At 54.9% G+C, this 17,668-nt stretch carries 15 protein-coding genes; 6 read left to right on the top strand and 9 right to left on the bottom strand.

The genetic code is table 11. The features are described from left to right. Nucleotides 1-28 precede the first annotated feature (28 nt). The gene (locus Q4606_RS08500; RefSeq protein ID WP_303593816.1) at nucleotides 29-1,213 is read left to right on the top strand and encodes a nitrate/nitrite transporter; all 1,185 of its coding nucleotides are present in this window, start codon (nucleotides 29-31) and stop codon (nucleotides 1,211-1,213) included. Nucleotides 1,214-1,275: 62 nt separating this feature from the next. Here the strand turns inward: Q4606_RS08500 and cynS are convergent, their stop codons facing one another. From cynS to Q4606_RS08520, 4 genes are read right to left on the bottom strand one after another with little or no spacing between them, the layout of a single operon-like run. Continuing rightward, entirely contained in the window at nucleotides 1,276-1,719 is a 444-nt protein-coding gene (gene cynS, locus Q4606_RS08505) for a cyanase (RefSeq protein ID WP_303593818.1), read from the bottom strand. A 27-nt stretch (nucleotides 1,720-1,746) separates the two neighbouring features. Next, a complete protein-coding gene (locus Q4606_RS08510) occupies nucleotides 1,747-2,649 on the bottom strand; it encodes an ABC transporter ATP-binding protein (protein WP_303593819.1) in 903 nt (300 codons plus the stop codon). A gap of 56 nt (nucleotides 2,650-2,705) precedes the next feature. Further along, entirely contained in the window at nucleotides 2,706-3,533 is an 828-nt protein-coding gene (ntrB, locus tag Q4606_RS08515; RefSeq protein ID WP_303593820.1) for a nitrate ABC transporter permease, read from the bottom strand. Between the two features lie 2 nt (nucleotides 3,534-3,535). After that, nucleotides 3,536-4,960: an ABC transporter substrate-binding protein gene (locus tag Q4606_RS08520; RefSeq protein WP_303607258.1), complete on the bottom strand. Its 1,425-nt coding sequence runs from the start codon at nucleotides 4,958-4,960 to the stop codon at nucleotides 3,536-3,538. 301 nt (nucleotides 4,961-5,261) lie between these two features. On the opposite strand from Q4606_RS08520, the gene Q4606_RS08525 reads away from it, so the two are divergent. Continuing rightward, nucleotides 5,262-7,187: a sigma 54-interacting transcriptional regulator gene (locus tag Q4606_RS08525; RefSeq protein ID WP_303593822.1), complete on the top strand. Its 1,926-nt coding sequence runs from the start codon at nucleotides 5,262-5,264 to the stop codon at nucleotides 7,185-7,187. 31 nt (nucleotides 7,188-7,218) lie between these two features. On the opposite strand, the gene Q4606_RS08530 is transcribed toward Q4606_RS08525, so the two are convergent. The 5 genes from Q4606_RS08530 to Q4606_RS08550 all read right to left on the bottom strand — a co-directional run bounded on the left by Q4606_RS08530 (nucleotide 7,219) and on the right by Q4606_RS08550 (nucleotide 12,846). Further along, nucleotides 7,219-8,400, bottom strand: a complete 1,182-nt coding sequence (locus Q4606_RS08530; RefSeq protein WP_303607259.1) for an acetyl-CoA C-acyltransferase — start codon at nucleotides 8,398-8,400, stop codon at nucleotides 7,219-7,221. 18 nt (nucleotides 8,401-8,418) lie between these two features. After that, nucleotides 8,419-9,570 carry an acyl-CoA dehydrogenase family protein gene (locus tag Q4606_RS08535; RefSeq protein WP_303593826.1) on the bottom strand — a complete coding sequence of 384 codons (1,152 nt, stop codon included), beginning with the start codon at nucleotides 9,568-9,570 and terminating at the stop codon, nucleotides 8,419-8,421. Nucleotides 9,571-9,595: 25 nt separating this feature from the next. Beyond that, the gene (locus Q4606_RS08540) at nucleotides 9,596-10,357 is read right to left on the bottom strand and encodes an SDR family NAD(P)-dependent oxidoreductase (RefSeq protein ID WP_303593827.1); all 762 of its coding nucleotides are present in this window, start codon (nucleotides 10,355-10,357) and stop codon (nucleotides 9,596-9,598) included. Nucleotides 10,358-10,465: 108 nt separating this feature from the next. Continuing rightward, nucleotides 10,466-11,653 carry a beta-ketothiolase BktB gene (gene bktB / locus Q4606_RS08545; protein ID WP_303607260.1) on the bottom strand — a complete coding sequence of 396 codons (1,188 nt, stop codon included), beginning with the start codon at nucleotides 11,651-11,653 and terminating at the stop codon, nucleotides 10,466-10,468. A gap of 50 nt (nucleotides 11,654-11,703) precedes the next feature. Beyond that, the gene (locus Q4606_RS08550) at nucleotides 11,704-12,846 is read right to left on the bottom strand and encodes an acyl-CoA dehydrogenase family protein (RefSeq protein WP_303607261.1); all 1,143 of its coding nucleotides are present in this window, start codon (nucleotides 12,844-12,846) and stop codon (nucleotides 11,704-11,706) included. A gap of 146 nt (nucleotides 12,847-12,992) precedes the next feature. On the opposite strand from Q4606_RS08550, the gene Q4606_RS08555 reads away from it, so the two are divergent. The 4 genes from Q4606_RS08555 (at nucleotide 12,993) to Q4606_RS08570 (ending at nucleotide 17,651) form a co-directional block, all read left to right on the top strand. Beyond that, nucleotides 12,993-14,006 carry an AraC family transcriptional regulator gene (locus Q4606_RS08555; protein ID WP_303593832.1) on the top strand — a complete coding sequence of 338 codons (1,014 nt, stop codon included), beginning with the start codon at nucleotides 12,993-12,995 and terminating at the stop codon, nucleotides 14,004-14,006. A gap of 130 nt (nucleotides 14,007-14,136) precedes the next feature. Continuing rightward, nucleotides 14,137-15,723, top strand: coding sequence for a fatty acyl-CoA synthetase (locus tag Q4606_RS08560; RefSeq protein ID WP_303607262.1), 1,587 nt, complete (start codon nucleotides 14,137-14,139; stop codon nucleotides 15,721-15,723). 245 nt (nucleotides 15,724-15,968) lie between these two features. Next, the gene (locus Q4606_RS08565) at nucleotides 15,969-16,415 is read left to right on the top strand and encodes a MerR family DNA-binding transcriptional regulator (RefSeq protein ID WP_303593836.1); all 447 of its coding nucleotides are present in this window, start codon (nucleotides 15,969-15,971) and stop codon (nucleotides 16,413-16,415) included. A 69-nt stretch (nucleotides 16,416-16,484) separates the two neighbouring features. After that, on the top strand, nucleotides 16,485-17,651 hold the full coding sequence (locus tag Q4606_RS08570; RefSeq protein WP_303593838.1) for an isovaleryl-CoA dehydrogenase: 1,167 nt from the start codon (nucleotides 16,485-16,487) through the stop codon (nucleotides 17,649-17,651). Nucleotides 17,652-17,668 lie beyond the last annotated feature (17 nt).

A 17,668-nucleotide genomic window follows, 5' to 3' on the forward strand; every position in this document is an offset into this window, starting at 1 on the left:
CGGCCCGGGACGATGACAGGGAACAACCGTGATATTCCGAAATACTGCACAGCGTTATCCATTATTTGTCATCGTCCTGGCGCAGCTGTGCGGAACCTCGCTGTGGTTTAGTATAAACGGTGTATGGCTCTCACTTTCCCGGGAGCTCGGGCTTTCGGAAGCAGATATCGGGCATTTCACGCTCACGGTACAGGCAGGCTTCATCATCGGTACCCTGGGCATAGCCATAACCGGTCTGGCTGACCGATTCCATGCCAGTTATATTTTCGCCTGTTCCAGTGCACTTGGCGCCTTGGCAAATGCAGGTTTTGTAATCGCCGTAACATCGCCTCCCTTTGACCTTGTTATGCGTTTTTTAACCGGCCTTTGCCTGGCCGGGATCTACCCCCTCGGGATGAAACTGGTTATCGGCTGGACGCCCAAACATACAGGAACCGCACTGGCCTGGTTAGTTGGCATGCTGACCCTTGGTACCGCCATGCCTCATCTGCTACGGGGCATCACACCGGGGCTTCCCTGGGAGTGGCCGTTACTGGGCTCTTCGGCCCTGGCACTTCTGGGTGGGGCTGCGGTTCTTCTTCTGGGGGATGGCCCTCACCTACCGTTGAACACAGCAAAAACCCGATTGCGAAGCGGGCTGGCGGGGCTCAGGTCGCCCGGGTTTCGTGCTGTAGCCGGTGGTTACTTCGGCCACTGCTGGGAGCTTTACGCTTTCTGGACCCTGACACCGCTGTTGATTACCCGGGAAGTACTGCGAATGCAGGCCCCGGCATCAATGATCCCCTTATTATCATTCACCGTCATCGGTGTAGGGTTTGCAGGCTGTATAGGCGGAGGCTGGCTCAGCCGACGGCTTGGCAGCCAGTGGGTAGCAAACAGTTCACTGGCTGTGTCGGGAACGATCTGCCTTGCTTACCCTTTCCTCGTCTGGGCCCCGCCTGGCATATTACTGGCACTACTGATGTTTTGGGGGCTTACGGTCATTGCCGACTCCCCCCAGTTTTCCGCACTGGCAGCCGACAACGCTCCCAGAGAATATGTCGGAGCATCTCTGGCGGTAATGAACGCCATAGGCTTTGCGCTGACCATACCGGCCATCTGGATAACCAATAGCCTCTGGGACACCCAGGGCGTCTGGGTGACACTTTGGTTGTTACCCGGCCCTGTTCTCGGGCTTTTGTCGATGCGCCGGCTCAATAGCCAGGAAGGCTAAGGTCTGGCGCCCTCCTTCTTTACAATCTTAATCGACAACCTGTATCGGTGGCCTCTTCCGGGCTACCAGGCTTTATAGGGTAGAAACTTCCCATTCATCGTGACGACGACTCGGTCGCCCTTCGGGTTCTCTTCCTTTTCGATATCCATGCTGAAATCAATTGCACTCATAATGCCGTCTCCAAATTTTTCATGGATGAGCGCCTTCATGGTATCGCCATATACTCCAACCACTTCGTACAGACGGTAGATCAGCGGGTCTTGAGGAATAGCACCGTCCCAGGCTTTCTTCGGGCAAACCTGGAGTGCTTCGGCTATCTGTTTATCCAGGCCCAGCGTCTCACAAAGGCTAAAGGCTTTGTCTTCGGTCAGGCTGTTCATACCCAGTACGGCAGAGGTAGTGAACACCGGAGAAAGGCCAATAGCCTCGGCAATGGCTTCCCATGTCATGTCCTTGGCTACTTTTGCTTCCAGAATCTTTGCAGTCATCAGTTCTTTGTTCATCATGGCAGTTTCCTCTTTCGGCTATCAATATCAGACATTTACCGCATGGGCGGCAATTTCAGTTTCAGTTTCGGCTCCAGCAGAAGCAGACCGGGCGACTCCTATGGCGGGCTCCACTATTCTGGGCGTGCCATCTTCCTCCGGCGTGGCTGACCCACTCCGGTTGACCAGAAAGTCCACCAGGTAGTCCCGGGTTTTATGATAGGCCGGGTTCTGAAAGATCGTGGCCCGAGCTCTCGGGTGGGGGATATCCACTTTTACACTCTCGGCTATGCGGGCGTTGGGACCGTTGGACATGAGGAAGATGCGGTCAGATAGCAGAATCGCTTCATCCACATCGTGGGTAATCATGAACACAGTCTGTCGGGTCTCTTGCCAAATATTGACCAGTTCGTCCTGAATGACGCCTCTCGTGAGCGCGTCCAGCGCACCAAACGGCTCGTCAAGCAACAACAATTCAGGCTGGGTGGCGAAAGCGCGGGCAATACTGACTCTCTGGCGCATACCGCCAGATAGCTGTGACGGCTTACGATTCAGGGCATGGTCCAGGCCTACCATTTTCAGATAACGTTCACTGTGCTCTCTGATCTTTTCTTTAGACCACTCGGGCCAGCGGGCGCGCACTGCAAATACGATGTTGTTCAGCGTCGTTTTCCAGGGCAGCAAGCTGTAATTCTGGAACACAACGCCGCGCTCAAGCCCCGGGCCTTTGATTTCCTTCCCGTTCATAACCACGTTGCCGCCGCTGGCTTCATCCAGGCCGGCCAGTACATTGAGGATGGTCGACTTGCCGCAACCAGAGTGGCCGATGATGCAGACAAACTCCCCTTTCTCCAGCGCAAAACGGACATCTTCAAAGACGGTCAGTTCGCCGCCCTGCCCGTCCGGGTATACTTTCGACAGACCGTCGACTTCGAGGAATGGCTTACTCATAACAGGTCTCCATTCGGAGTATTGAGGCTGGCGCCCGCTTGCAGACGCCCAGCCACTCATTCTTTGTATTCCACCAGCTTTTGGGCTTTACCCAGAACCAGGTCCAACAGCATACCCACCACCCCGATCATCAGGATCGAGAAGATCACGCTTGCCAGGTCCAGATTGTTCCACTCGTTCCAGACGTAGTATCCAATCCCGGTGCCACCCACCAGCATTTCAGCTGCAACAATGACCAGCCAGGCTATACCGATGGAGATCCGCATACCGGTCAGAATGGTCGGAGCAGCTGCGGGAAGGATGACCGTGATTGCGGTACGCAGCGGCCCGAGTTCGTGAGTACGCGCCACGTTCACCCAATCCTGCCTGACGTTGGCGACACCAAATGCCGTGTTAAGCAACATTGGCCAGATCGAACAAATAAAAATGACAAAGATGGCGGACGCATCGGAATCCTGAATGATAAACAGCGCCAGAGGCATCCACGCCAGAGGGGATATTGGCCGCAAAACCTGAATGTAGGGATTCATGGCCTTGTACATCAACGGTGACATGCCAATAAGGAAGCCCAGCGGCAAAGCGATGGCCATGGCAGCCAGGTAGCCGGCAAGAACCCGATATACCGAATAGGCCAATTGAATACCTATGCCTTTGTCGTTGGCGCCCGCATCATAGAAGGGGTCAGACAACTCGGCCCAAGCCAGTTTGATCACCGCCGAGGGCGGTGGCACCCGCGATTCCTGTTCAGCGCCGCCCATCAGCATTTCGTATTCGGTCAGCCCGGTCTGGGCTTCAGGGGGCTGAGTAGCCATCTCCCAAAGCCCCAGAGCCAGGATCAGGAACGATACCGACAACAACGCTGCCCGAACGTTCAGGGATGCCATGGTTACACCCTCCCGATGTCAAAGCTGCGGGCGTATTCTTCTGCGTGATCCGAATCGAAGGTTTTACCCATGATAACGTGAGTTTTATATGTCTTGTCTGGCGCGGTGTAGCCGAGCTCTTTCATAATCTTGCCGGTTTCGCCCGCCAGATAGACCTGTTCAGCGATGCCCTTGTAGTCCACATCACCTTCGATATATCCCCAGCGCTTCATCTGGGTGAGAATCCAGACGCCCATGGAGTGCCAGGGGAATGGATCGAAGTCGATACGGTCCGGCACATTTTGTATCTCGCCAAGACCGTCAGCGTAATAGCCGGTCAACACCTGCTGAATAACCGGTACCGGCTGGTTCAGATAGTTCTTGGGCGCAATGGCTTCGGAGATTTCCTTCCGGTTTTCAGGGTTATTAGAGTATTGGGTTGCATCGATAATCGCCCTTAGCAGGGCTCCGTAAGTGTTGGGGTTCTGGGTAGCAAACTGCTGACTGCAAGCAAAGGCACAACACGGATGGCCGTCCCAGATATCTTTGGTGAGCATGTGAATGAACCCGACTTTTTCCCAGACTGCACGCTGGTTGAAGGGGTCTGGAGATAAGTAACCATCCAGGTTACCGGCGCGCAGGTTGGCGACCATCTCAGGGGGTGAAACCACACGAATCTGCACGTCTTTGTCTGGATCAACGCCATTTTCAGCCAGATAGTAGCGCAGCAGAAAGTTGTGCATGGAGTACTCGAACGGCACACCGAACTTGAACCCTTTCCACTGTTTGGGATCCCGCTTGTCCTTGTGATCAACGTGCAGAACGATGGCCTGGCCGTTGATATTCTCGACAGCCGGCATAATGTAGGGTTCCGGCGTAGAGCCTGCGCCTACTGTCATGGCCAGAGGCATGGGCGTAAGCATATGAGAGGCGTCGTACTCGCCAGCCAGAGACTTGTCCCTAGCCACCGCCCAGCCGGCGGTTTTGGTTACGGTCACATCAAGCCCGTAGCGCTCATAGAAACCCATGGGATGCGCCATGATGATCGGCGTAGCACAGGTTATCGGCACAAAACCTACGTTCAGTTTGGTTTTCTCGAGCTTTCCAAGAGATTCCTTTACAGCTGCCTTGGCTTTCTCAAAGGGGAACACACTGCCAAGCAAAGCAGCTGCTGTGCCGGCGCCCATCATTTTCATGAAACTCCGGCGGCTGTGGTCGTTGTGCGCAAACACTGACCGCACCACTGCACTTTCAATTGCCCGATCCATCATCGCCTCGGAATCCATGATCCCTTGAGATGCCATGACGTCCTGGCTTTGAGACTGCGGCAGGTCCAGTGAAATCGACGGCATTTCCTGACCCGGCTGACACTCGTGGCAACCGCAGGTTTTTGCGTGAATCAGAGATTTGTCACCGTCAAACGGATTGCCAAGGCTTTTCGTGGTCATGGGGCACTCTCCCTACTCTTCGCTAGTTTTTGCACTTTTGCTGTGCAGCAAAAATGCGGTCCGGGTCCGGCATGTGAAAACCAATCTGCCGTCTACGCGTTCTGCCAGAGTTATTGCAGGGTTTGTGCCATCGATTCAATTTTTAGTAACCACTTGTTTTTATTTGATTTTCAAGCTTATCGCACAACTTTTAAAACTACGCAATTTCGTAATTCACGATATTTCGTAGCCAAATTAACGATTTTTCGTAGTTGGCACAGAGTTTGTTTTGTCTTTTTGCAGGATCACACGGGACAACTCTATGAGCACCAAAACTGCCGACCCCGCCATCGAGTGGATCGACCATCTTCCGGAGGCTGCCCTGCTGGTTGATGCGGGAGAGGATCTGATCATTGCTGCAAACAGCGCCATGGGTAGGATGATCGGCACAAGCCGGCGATCTCTCACAGGCACTCCATGCACCCATCTGTTTCCGGACCAACGCCCACAACTGATCGCTTTCACCGAAGAAACCCTGTTCCGGGGACAGGGATGGAGCAGAGACTTTATGCTTCAGCACCGGGACGGCAACACGGTAGAGCTGGAAGTCTCCTCCTCTCGGGCCGGCGAAGCCGAATCCCTGAATGTATTATTGCTTCTTAGGGACAGGCAACAGTTACGTACGCTGAGGGAGAGACATGAAGTCAACCACTATCACCGGGGCGGATTGCTGGAGTGGCGGCGCGTAGAAGAGTTGTTCAAGGACATGGAACGAGAGAATCAACTGATACTGCACGCTGTCGGGGAAGGTATCTATGGCGTTGATGCAGAGGGGCGTGCCACCTTTGCCAACCCGGCGGCGGAGCGAATGCTGGGCTGGAGAATGGATGAACTGATGGGCCGGGTAATTCACCGGGTGATGCACCACTCACATCAGGATGGCAGCCTTTACCCCTTAAAAGAGTGCCCCATTTACGCCGCTTTTCGTGATGTCAGCGTCAAACGCGTAGGCGAAGACTGGTTCTGGCGTAAGGATGGCACAGGCTTCCCGGTCGAATACACCAGCACACCCATCCTCGACAACGGCCACCCGGTCGGCGCCGTGGTAGTTTTCCGCGACATATCTCCCCGCCTGCAGTCACAAAATGAGCTGCAAAAAGCCCTGGAGGAAGTCGAAAGCCTCAAGCACCGACTGGAAATGGAAAATGCTTATCTGCAAGAAGAAATCAGTGCTGAATACCACTTCCACGAAATCTTCGGCCAGAGCGACGCCATCAAAGCCATTGTTCGACGTATCGGCATGGTTGCGCCCACCGATGCCAATGTTCTGATTACCGGAGAATCCGGCACCGGCAAGGAACTGATCGCACGGGCCATTCATCAGTCCAGCACCCGCAGGGACAGGCCACTGATACGGGTAAACTGCGCAGCGATTGCCAAAGACCTGTTCGAGAGTGAGTTTTTTGGACATGTGAAAGGTGCATTCACCGGCGCTATTAGCGATCGTGTTGGGCGATTTGAATTGGCTGACGGCGGTACACTTTTTCTCGACGAAGTCGGAGAGATCCCGTTGGAGCTTCAAGGTAAGCTCCTTCGGGTGTTGCAAGACCAGCAATTCGAGCGCGTCGGGGACAACCGCACCAGGGCTGTAGACGTTCGGGTTATCGCGGCGACCAACCGGGAGCTGAAAACGGAAGTTCGGGAAAAAACCTTCCGTGAAGACCTGTACTTTCGCCTGAACGTCTTTCCTATCGAATCCGTGCCTCTCCGGCGACGCGTGGAGGATATCCCGATTCTGGCCCAAGAGTTCCTCAGCCGCGCGTGCCAGAAATTTAACCGGCCAGCCCTTGTACTGAGGGAGCAGGAGGCTGAAATCCTGAAGGCCTACCAATGGCCGGGCAATGTGCGAGAGCTGGAGAATGTTATCGAACGCCAGGTCATTACCTATGACGGCAGTTTCGATCTGGAGACATTGGCGCCAGATTCACGATCACGACCCGCCAGCTACCAGCACCCGCCGGCGCGCCACGATAACGGCGAGCTTATGACCGAAAATGAACTGCGGGCACTTGAAAAGCGGAACCTGATCAATGCACTCCGAATAAGCGAAGGCCGAATTTTTGGAGACGACGGTGCTGCGGCGCTTCTCCAGATCAAGCCAACAACGCTGACTTCACGACTGAAAAAGCTTAGGGTTGATGCACGGCAATACCGTACTCAACCCCATCAGCCTCCAGCACCCGTTTGAACAATACAGAACCCTGGAGGCCAGCCACCTATCAGACCAGCTCTACAGCAACTGCAGTAGCTTCACCACCCCCGATACACAGGGAGGCCACTCCACGCTTCAGTCCTTTCTGCTTTAGAGCATTGAGGAGCGTGACAATGATGCGTGAACCAGACGAACCGATAGGGTGGCCCAGAGCACAAGCACCGCCGTAGACGTTCACCTTTTCCGCATCCAGTCCCAGCTCATTGATCGCCAGCAAGGAGACAACGGCAAAGGCTTCGTTGATCTCGTAAAGATCTACCTCGTCTTTGCTCCAGCCGGCTTTTTTCAGCACCTTCTCTATGGCGCCAATGGGTGCCAGAGTGAACTCGGCTGGCAACTGGGCGTGGGTAGCGTGGGCCACAATCTTCGCCTGAACGCTCAAACCGCGGGCCTTTGCTTCCTCAGCCGACGCCAGAACCAGCGCTGATGCACCATCACTGATAGAACTGGAGTTAGCGGCAGTAACCGTGCCGTCTTTTTTAAAGGCCGGCTTAAGTTGGGGAATCTTTTCGGGGCGCGCATTACCCGGCTGTTCATCGGTGTCTACCAGGGTTTCGCCACCACGTCCAGGAACGCTAACGGCCGCGATTTCAGGCTTGCACCAACCGTTGTGTATCGCCGCCAGTGCCTTGTTCAATGAGCCGATGGCAAAGTCGTCCATGGCTTCCCGGGTGATGTTGTATTCATCAGCCGAGCGTTGCGCAAACACGCCCATCAGGCCGCCTTCATAGGCGTCCTCAAGACCGTCGAGGAACATGCTGTCCATCACCTGACCGTGGCCCATACGCATACCGCCGCGAGCTTTCGGCAGCAAGTAAGGTGCCTGGCTCATGTTCTCCATACCACCGGCAATCATGATGTTATTGGTGCCCGCCTTGATCTGGTCGTGCGCCATGATCACGGCCTGCATGCCGGAACCACACATCTTGTTCACAGTGGTGCAACCTGAGCTGTCCGGGATACCGGAGGCGCGGGAGGCCTGGCGCGCAGGTGCCTGACCCAGTCCGGCCGGCAACACGCACCCCATAACCACCTCCTGAATGTCTGCGGGTTTCAGGCCACTGCGCTCAATAGCAGCCTTGATGGAGAATGCTGCCAGCTCAGGAGAACGCACCGAACTCAGCGCCCCCATCATGCCACCCATGGGGGTGCGGGCAGATCCCGCAATCACTACGCTGTTATCGCTCATACTCAAACCTCAATAATGTCAGACTCTACCCAATACAGAACGGGCAATGATTTCTTTCATGACCTCGGACGTACCACCATAAATGCGCTGAACCCGGGCATCCATGAATGCACGGGAGATGGGGTACTCAGTGGTATAACCATAACCACCAAACAACTGCAGGCAGCCATCTGCCACACGACACTGCATTTCAGTCGCGCTGTACTTGGCCATGGACGCCGTGGGCGCATCCAACTCACCGACTTCGTACTGGCTGATGCACTGGCTTACGAAGGCCTTGTTGACCTGGTAATCGGTTTCCATACGGGCAATTTCAAAGCGTGTGTTCTGGATCTGAGCCAACTTCTGGCCAAACAGCACACGCTCTTGGGTGTAAGCAATGGTGAGATCCAAAGCACCTCTGGCGGCAGCGACGCCCAATGCGCCAATAACCAGGCGTTCACGTGGCAACTCCTGCATCAGGTAAACAAAGCCTTTGCCTTCTTCACCCACAAGTGCCGATGCCGGTACGCGCATGTCCGAAAAGAACAGCTCAGAGGTATCGCCGCTGTGCTGGCCTATTTTGTCGAGGTTCCGCCCTTTGCTGTAACCCGGCAGGCTGGTGTCGACCAGAAAAAGGCTGATGCCTTTGGCGCCCGCCGAAGGATCGGTTTTCGCCGCAACAATCACCATGTCAGCATGCTGACCGTTGGTGATGAAAGTTTTGGAGCCATTAAGAATGTAGTCGTCACCATCCCGCACAGCACTGGTGCGCATGGCCTGCAAATCACTACCGGCACCCGGCTCGGTCATGGCTATAGCGCCAACCACCTCGCCAGATACCATTTTGGGTAGCCACTGCTGCTTTTGCTCTTCGTTACCCAGATGGCTGATGTAAGGCGCGACAATGTCTGAATGCACCATCACGTTGGTAGAGAGCGCACCAAACCCCATGCGAGCCAGCTCCTCGCCAACAACCACGGAATACTGAAACGGTGCGCCGCACCCCCCACACTCTTCAGGAACATCGACACACAACATGCCGGCATCGCCGAGCGTGTTCCATAGTTCACGGGGTACAAGGCCGGTTTTCTCCCATTCCTCATAGTGTGGCGCCACTTCTGTTTCCAGAGCCTTGACGACAGATGCCCGAAACAGTGCGAGCTCTTCTTGATCCACAGTGTTGGTCATTGCGCTCTCCTCACAATCATTGGATTCACTTGGGTGCCATACGCAAAGCACTGTCGAGCCGGATGGTTTCGCCGTTCAGAACCGGGTTGCGAACCATCTGATCCACCATCATGCCAAACTCTTCGGGCTTGCCCAGGCGCTTGGGGAACGGCAGCGTTGCCGCCAGGCTATCCTGAACTTCCTGTGGCATACCGGACATCATCGGCGTCATGAACAGGCCAGGTGCAATAGTGTTTACCCGGATACCTTCGCGGGCCAGTTCCCGGGCCGACTGAATTGTCAGGGCAACCACTCCCCCCTTGGAGGCACTGTAGGCTGACTGTCCGATCTGCCCCTCGTATGCGGCTACCGAAGCCGTGTTGATAATGACACCCCGTTCGCCATCGGCATTGGGTTCACGCTGTGCCATATCGGCAGCAGCCAGCCTCAGAATATTGAACGTACCGATAAGGTTGATCTGGATGACCTTGCTGAACTTTTCCAGTGGCATAACGCCGTCGCGACCAAGAATCTTTGCTGCCGGGCCAATACCTGCACAGTTCACCGCGATACCGCAGGGGCCGTGGGCCTCACGAGCTGCCGCCAACGCCGCTTCTGCACTGTCTGGCGAGCTCACATCGCAGTGTACGAAGATGCCACCAATATCGGCGGCTACCTTTTCGCCCTGTTCTTTCTGCAGATCAAGGATGGCAACTTTACAGCCTGCCGCTGCGAGCGCACGGGCTGCACCTTCGCCAAGCCCGGAAGCACCGCCGGTAACAATGGCTGGTATGTTTTTGAATTCCATCGTCTTATACCCCACATCAAATAGTTTGGCTGAATCAGCAATCAGAAAACCTTTACGTTAACGTAAACTTTAACCAATTCAGCCCTGAAAATAAATCAGTCTGTTGGATCAGCCAAGGCTTTCGACGATCAAAGCTATGCCCTGGCCACCACCAATACACATGGTAACCAGCCCGTAGCGCCCGCCCGTGCGCTCAAGCTCTGCCATCGTTTTGATGATCAGAATAGAGCCCGTGGCACCTACAGGGTGACCCATAGCGACCGCGCCACCGTTCGGATTTACCTTGTCTGCTGGCAGACCAAGCTCTTTGCTGACCGCCAGTGCCTGGGCCGCAAACGCTTCATTGGACTCAATCACGTCCAGGTCTTCCACGCTGAGACCAGTCTGCTCGAGCACCCGACGTACGGCCGGAATCGGACCCAGCCCCATAACGCTGGGATCCACACCCGCAAATGCGTAACCGACAATCCGTGCCCGGGCTTTAAGGCCGCGCTTTTCGGCTTCCGCGGCACTGGTAAGCACCATGGCAGCAGCACCGTCGTTAATACCGGAAGCGTTTCCAGGAGTGACTATCCCCTCTTTGGTAAAGGCGGGCCTCAAGCCGGCAAGGCTTTCAGCAGTGGTACCGGGGCGCACATGCTCGTCCTGCTCAACGACTGACTCTTTGCGACCCTGCTTTACTGTTACCGGCACAATCTGTTCTTTAAAGTAGCCACTCTCAATGGCGTGACTGGCACGGCGATGGCTTTCTGCCGAGAAGGTATCCAGATCTTCACGGCTCAAGCCGTACTGCTCTGCAATACGTTCAGCCGTCATGCCCATGTGCCCGCTACCGAACGGATCGCTAAGTGTGCCTATGGTCATATCAACGGCTTTACCATCACCCATACGCAGGCCCTTGCGAACATTAGGCAGCACGTAAGCACCCTGGCTCATGCTTTCGGCACCACCCGCCAGGGCAATCTGACTATCGCCCATCATAATCATCTGCGCAGCACTGATAACCGATTGAACACCGGAACCGCAAAGGCGATTCACATTGAATGCCGCGGACCCCTTTTGCAGACCAGCATTGAGCCCAATATGGCGAGCAACGTAAGCATCAGCCGGGCCGGTCGGAATAATGTGGCCAAATACAGAGTGGTCGATATCTTCAGCAGGCACGCCGGAACGACTGATAGCTTCCTTTGCTGCGCAGGTTCCCAGCTCGGCCGGGCTCAGCGAACTCAGGCTGCCGCCAAAGCTGCCAATGGCTGTACGTGCACCGTCTAAAATTACAACATCGGTCAGTTTCATAGCGTAATTCCTTAAATTTAAGATGAGTAATAATCCGGAGAACGGATAATCTATTTGCCCAGCATAGAGCGGGCGATGACTTCTTTCATGATTTCAGATGTCCCGGCATAGATCGTCTGTACTCGGGCATCCACAAAAAATCGCGACACGGGATACTCAAGGGTATAACCGTAACCGCCGAACAACTGCAGACACTCATTCGCAATGTCGCATTGCATTTCGGTGAGCATCAATTTCAGAATGGCCGCCTCTGTTGGCCCCATTTCGCCTTTCAGATAGTTGGCAATACATTGATTCAGATAAGCTTTTGCCATTTCCAGGCGCGCCCGGGCCTCTGCAAGCTTAAACCGGGTGTTCTGGAAATCCGCAACTCTCTGCCCGAAGGCCTGACGTTGCTGCACATAATCCAGCGTGATTGCCAACACACCCTCGGTCGCGCCCACAGCCTGCGCACCAACGCCCAGCCGCTCTCGTGGCAACTCCTGCATCAGGTAGGCGAATCCACGACCCTCCTCCCCCAGCAGCGCATCGTGCGGGACCACCAGATCCGAGAAAAACAGTTCCGCAGTATCACTGGCGTGTTGTCCAATCTTGCGAATACCCTTGCCTCGCGAGAATCCAGGGAGGCTGGCATCTACAAGGAACAGGGATACACCCTTGGCACCGGCGGCGGGATCTGTTTTGGCACACACAATTACCAGTTCGGCGTTCAGACCATTAGTGATAAAGACTTTGGCTCCATTGATCACATAGCCGTCCTCCGTGCGCTGGGCCGTGGTGCGCATGGCGGCAAGATCACTGCCGGCACCCGGCTCAGTCATGGCAATAGCACTAAGCACATCACCGCTGATCATGTCGGGCAGGTAACGCTTTTTCTGCTCTTCGGAGCCAAGATGCAGAATATAGGGCATCACAATGTTGGCGTGAATATTATAGCCGGAAGCCAGACCGCCAAAACCCTTGCGAGCCATCTCCTCAATAGCCAACTGGGAGATCTCGAAACTCGCCGCCGCACCTCCATATTCTTCCGGCATATCAATGCCGAGCATGCCAGCCTGCCCCAGCGTATTCCAGACGGGCCGCGGAAGAGCTGCATCCTCCTCCCACTTTTCATAGTGGGGCGCAATTTCCTTATCGAGCACCCGGTTGATCATGGCGTGAAACAGCTCAATATCTTCGTGTTGACCCGACATATATAACCCCCTACATAACCCTTGGATAAACCCGTTTTTGATCTGATAAACCGGGCAGCCGACCATTTAAAGGGTTATGCTGTTCTCCGAGAATGGCCGTACAAGCCGAAAAAATTGACACTTTACGCACCTGAACCGCCGCAGACATGTCCAACTTGCCACCCAGACCTCATATAGCGAACCACTACCTTCGGGCATCCTTGTGTGGCGCCGAACGACTGGGCGCCCAGCGCGAAGCTCTACTGGCAGATGCTGGCGTACCAGCAGCCTGGCTGGACAAACCGGAGCAGCTGATTACCGAAGACCAGCTAACCCGGCTGATAAAAACCGTCTGGCGCGCGACGCGCGACGAGTTCATGGGACTGTCCACCAGTCGATGCAAAAACGGCACCTTCGCTCTGATGGCCGATTACTGCCTCGATTCCGCATCTCTGGGCGCGGTGTTGCGAAAAAGCGCACGGGTCTACAGCATCGCCTGCGACAACGTCGATACAGGCCTGAATGAAAGTGACGATAACAGATTGGTATTTTTCCGCCTGAGCCTCGAAGACAGCAGTCTGGATACCGACCACATGCTTCAGGAATTCCTGCTACTCATGTGGCAACGATTCGCGTGCTGGCTGGTGGACCAGCAAATTCCATTCGCCACGACCCGATTTAACTATCCGCCCCCACCTCACGTAAATGAATACCGCGCCATGTATCCGACCGAACTGCAATTTAATGCAGAGGTCTGCGGCTTTGCTTTGCATGAAAAATATCTGCAACTCCCCGTAACGCGCAGCGAGGCTGAGCTGGCCGTGTTTTTGAAAGAGGCGCCCGCCTACATTCTGCACCGCCCGGACATCGATGATAGCCTGCGCAACAGGGTTCGAACCCTTTTGGCGAACCAAAGCCTGAAAGACATGCCGAGTCTGGATGAGCTCGCAAAGATGCTCCACATGACACCACGGAGTATCGGTCGAAAGCTTCAGGAAGAAGGCACTTCCCTGCGCATAATCAAGTCATCCCTGAGGCGGGAATACGCTGTAAAACTGATGAGCACGGAAAACCTCACCGTTGCCGACATCAGCGAGCGCGTCGGCTTTTCAGAAACAGCCTCGTTTTGCCGGGCCTTCAAGCGCTGGACCGGTAAACCGCCCTCCCAATGGACCGGGTAATCAGCCGGCCGGAACAGCGAACTGGCCAATTAGGTCAATTTTTTCGACCTGATCGATCATTCCCGTAGCATCCGTTCCTCTGAGTTAATGCCGGCACGCACGAAATAACAACAGCACAAGGGGCACCTGCATGAACAACACCCGTACATCCGCTTCTACCTCCGTATCAGCGGGTATACAGCGGGCTCTGCGCAATACCATCGGTGACGCCATTGCCCGTTCGGCGAGCACTCACGGTAGCCGCACCGCTCTGGCTTTTGGCGATCGTACCTGGACCTTTTCGGAGATCCACACAGCCTCGAACCGGCTGGCGCACCGTCTGATAGGACTGGGGCTGGAGAAAGGCGATCGCGTCTGCGCTTACGGCAAAAACTCGGACGCTTACGTTCTGCTTTGGCTGGCTTGCACAAAGGCGGGGCTGATTCATGTGCCACTCAATTACGCCTTGATAGGGCATGAGCTCACTTACGCGCTCAATCAATCTGGCTGCAAGGCCCTGTTTTCCGATCTGGAACTTCTACCCCAGGTTGACGAAGTGCAGGCTGAAACGGATGTGGCAATTCATGGCAGCATTCATGGCGGAGATGCCTCGGGCAACAACCCGGATGCACTGAAGTTCGCGCTGGCAGATGGCGAGGATACCGCACCGGAACTGGACCTCTCCGAAACCGACGTAGTACAGATTCTCTATACCTCAGGCACTACGTCCGACCCTAAAGGTGCCATGCATACGCATCGCTCACTGATGACGCACTACAGCGCCTGCCAATATCATTTGGGCATTCGTGCGGGCGATCGTTCACTGGCCGCTCTACCACTCTACCACTCGGCTCAGATGCATGTGTTCACCATGCCGATGTTGCTGAGCGGCGGCTACAGCCGGATGATCAACACGCCAACCCCCGAAGCGATTCTCGGCCTGCTTGCCGGCGAACAGCTCAATGCCTTCTTCGCACCACCTACCGTGTGGATTGCACTGCTGCAAAATCCGCAATTCAATCCGGACAAACTGCAGCACATGGACAAACTCTACTACGGCGCCTCCATCATGCCCGTCCAGGTTGTAAAAGAACTTGGCGAGAAATTGCCCGGCGCAGGCCTTTACAACTGTTATGGCCAAAGCGAAATCGCCCCGCTGGCAACCGTACTACTACCCGATGAACACGCTGAAAGACCCTCTTCTGCCGGCCGCCCCCTGCAAACCGTTATGACCCGCATTGTGGACCCGGTTACCGGTCACGACTGCAAACCCGGCGAACAGGGTGAGCTGGTTCATCGTTCACCACAATTGATGGTGGGTTACTGGGCCAAACCGGAAGCGACGGAAGAGGCCTTTAAAGACGGCTGGTTCCATTCCGGCGACCTGGGCTACCGTGATGATGAGGGCTACATCTACATTGTTGATCGCATAAAAGATGTCGTTAATACCGGCGGCGTTCTCGTTGCCAGCCGCGACGTGGAAGAAGCTCTTTACCAGCATGAATCTGTTGCAGAAGTTGCGGTTATCGGCGTACCGGATGAAAAGTGGATTGAGGCCATTTGCGCTGTTGTGGTTGTCAAAGAGGGCTACCCGGACGATCCAGAGGCGCTTATGCAACACGCCCGCTCCAAACTGGCCAGCTTCAAGGTACCCAAACACATTCACTTTGCAGAACAGCTACCCAAAAATACCGCAGGCAAGCTGTTAAAACGGAAACTCCGGGAAAACCTCTCCTGACATCTGTAACCGCCAGCCTCAGCCCCCGCACGCCCGTTGCGGGGGCTGAACAAGCGTCTAAAACCTTTACCATACCTCCGCACCGCTTCACACAACCCCGTAACTGTCTCTGATACACTCCATCGCAACCTAACAGACCAACGGACTGATTTCATTTCCTGAATCAGAAGCCGGAAATTTTACCTCTGAAATTGCTTTACGTTTACGTAAGCTTCATCTAACCTTGGTTAAAAAAGGATATCGCCATGATCGTAAAGAAAACGTTCAGCATCAGTGAGCTCTCTACCGAGTTTGACGTGACGACCCGTAGCATCCGCTTCTACGAAGATCAGGGCTTGCTAAGGCCAACACGTCGAGGGCAAACGCGAATCTTCAGCACCAAAGATAAAGTGCGCCTGAAGCTCATACTTCGAGGCAAGCGCATGGGCTTCTCTCTCGCTGAAACAAAAGAACTTTTCGATTTGTGGGATGAAACACCGACCGGTAACGAAAAACAGCTGCTCAAGATGTTGACCATACTGGGCAAAAAGCGCGCTCACATGGAGCAGCAGAAAAGCGATATAGCGATGGCGGAAATGGAAATCGATACAGCGGAGTCGCGGTGTCGGGAAGCTCTATCTGAATTGCAGAAAAAGAAAAAACAACAGGCACCGGCCAACGACGAACCCGGAAGTGTTGCTAAAAAGAACTGACAGCAACTGGCGCCCGGCCCGGCAAGCCATTTTTAAACACATATCTGGCAGAACAAAAGGCAACCAAACATGAAATCACAATACTCAGAGCTCAACTTCGGCCTTGGCGAAACCCTCGACATGCTTCGTGAGCAAGTCAACAGCTTCGCCGCGACCGAAATCGCCCCACGCGCGGAAGAAATCGACCGCAGCAACGAATTCCCCATGGATCTTTGGAAAAAGTTCGGCGATATGGGTCTGCTGGGTATTACCGTTGATGAAGCCTATGGCGGTTCAGGCATGGGTTACCTCGCACACGTGATTGCGGTGGAAGAAATCAGCCGGGCCTCCGCCTCTGTCGGACTTTCCTATGGCGCTCATTCCAACCTTTGCGTAAACCAGATTCACCGGAACGGTACAGAAGAGCAAAAGCAGAAGTACCTGCCCAAACTCGTCAGCGGCGAACACATCGGCGCTCTCGCTATGTCTGAGCCCAACGCCGGCTCCGATGTTATTTCCATGAAACTGAGCGCAAAAGACGCCGGTGACCACTACGTGCTGAACGGCAACAAAATGTGGATCACCAACGGCCCCGACGCCAACGTCTACGTTATCTACGCTAAAACCGACGTAAAAGCTGGCTCAAAAGGCATCACCGCCTTCATCGTAGAACGCGATTACGAAGGCTTCAGCCGACACCAGAAACTCGACAAGCTCGGCATGCGCGGCTCCAACACCTGCGAACTCGTATTCCAGGACTGCAAAGTGCCCAAAGAGAACGTGCTGGGTGAGGTGGGCAAAGGCGCAAGAGTACTCATGAGCGGCCTCGACTACGAGCGCCTGGTTCTCTCCGGAGGCCCGCTAGGCATCATGCAGGCTGCCATGGACAATGTGGTTCCCTACATTCGCGAGCGCAAGCAATTCGAACAAGCTATCGGCGAGTTCCAACTGGTTCAGGGCAAAGTGGCCGATATGTACACCTGGATGAACACCGCCAAGTCCTATGTTTACATGGTGGCCATGTCCGCGGATCGCGGCGAAACCACCCGCAAAGACTCCGCCGGCGCCATCCTCTACTCCGCCGAAATGGCTACAAAGCTAGCACTGGACGCCATCCAGCTTCTCGGTGGCAACGGTTACATCAACGAGTATCCCACTGGCCGCTTGTTGCGCGATGCCAAGCTGTACGAAATCGGTGCAGGTACATCTGAAATTCGACGCATGCTGATCGGTCGGGAATTGTTCCTGAACAACTAAGCGGCAGCTTCAAGTCA

The organism is Marinobacter sp. 1_MG-2023 (assembly GCF_030549045.1).
GTDB lineage: Bacteria > Pseudomonadota > Gammaproteobacteria > Pseudomonadales > Oleiphilaceae > Marinobacter.

What these genes read in the sequence shown, in the direction of transcription:
- Q4606_RS08550 (WP_303607261.1), bottom strand. Translation starts at nt 12,846, where the DNA reads ATGTCGGGTCAACACGAAGATATTGAGCTGTTTCACGCCATGATCAAC.
- Q4606_RS08510 (WP_303593819.1), bottom strand. Translation starts at nt 2,649, where the DNA reads ATGAGTAAGCCATTCCTCGAAGTCGACGGTCTGTCGAAAGTATACCCG.
- Q4606_RS08530 (WP_303607259.1), bottom strand. Translation starts at nt 8,400, where the DNA reads ATGAGCGATAACAGCGTAGTGATTGCGGGATCTGCCCGCACCCCCATG.
- Q4606_RS08525 (WP_303593822.1), top strand. Translation starts at nt 5,262, where the DNA reads ATGAGCACCAAAACTGCCGACCCCGCCATCGAGTGGATCGACCATCTT.
- Q4606_RS08520 (WP_303607258.1), bottom strand. Translation starts at nt 4,960, where the DNA reads ATGACCACGAAAAGCCTTGGCAATCCGTTTGACGGTGACAAATCTCTG.
- ntrB (WP_303593820.1), bottom strand. Translation starts at nt 3,533, where the DNA reads ATGGCATCCCTGAACGTTCGGGCAGCGTTGTTGTCGGTATCGTTCCTG.
- Q4606_RS08570 (WP_303593838.1), top strand. Translation starts at nt 16,485, where the DNA reads ATGAAATCACAATACTCAGAGCTCAACTTCGGCCTTGGCGAAACCCTC.
- Q4606_RS08560 (WP_303607262.1), top strand. Translation starts at nt 14,137, where the DNA reads ATGAACAACACCCGTACATCCGCTTCTACCTCCGTATCAGCGGGTATA.
- Q4606_RS08535 (WP_303593826.1), bottom strand. Translation starts at nt 9,570, where the DNA reads ATGACCAACACTGTGGATCAAGAAGAGCTCGCACTGTTTCGGGCATCT.
- Q4606_RS08555 (WP_303593832.1), top strand. Translation starts at nt 12,993, where the DNA reads ATGTCCAACTTGCCACCCAGACCTCATATAGCGAACCACTACCTTCGG.
- bktB (WP_303607260.1), bottom strand. Translation starts at nt 11,653, where the DNA reads ATGAAACTGACCGATGTTGTAATTTTAGACGGTGCACGTACAGCCATT.
- Q4606_RS08540 (WP_303593827.1), bottom strand. Translation starts at nt 10,357, where the DNA reads ATGGAATTCAAAAACATACCAGCCATTGTTACCGGCGGTGCTTCCGGG.
- cynS (WP_303593818.1), bottom strand. Translation starts at nt 1,719, where the DNA reads ATGATGAACAAAGAACTGATGACTGCAAAGATTCTGGAAGCAAAAGTA.
- Q4606_RS08565 (WP_303593836.1), top strand. Translation starts at nt 15,969, where the DNA reads ATGATCGTAAAGAAAACGTTCAGCATCAGTGAGCTCTCTACCGAGTTT.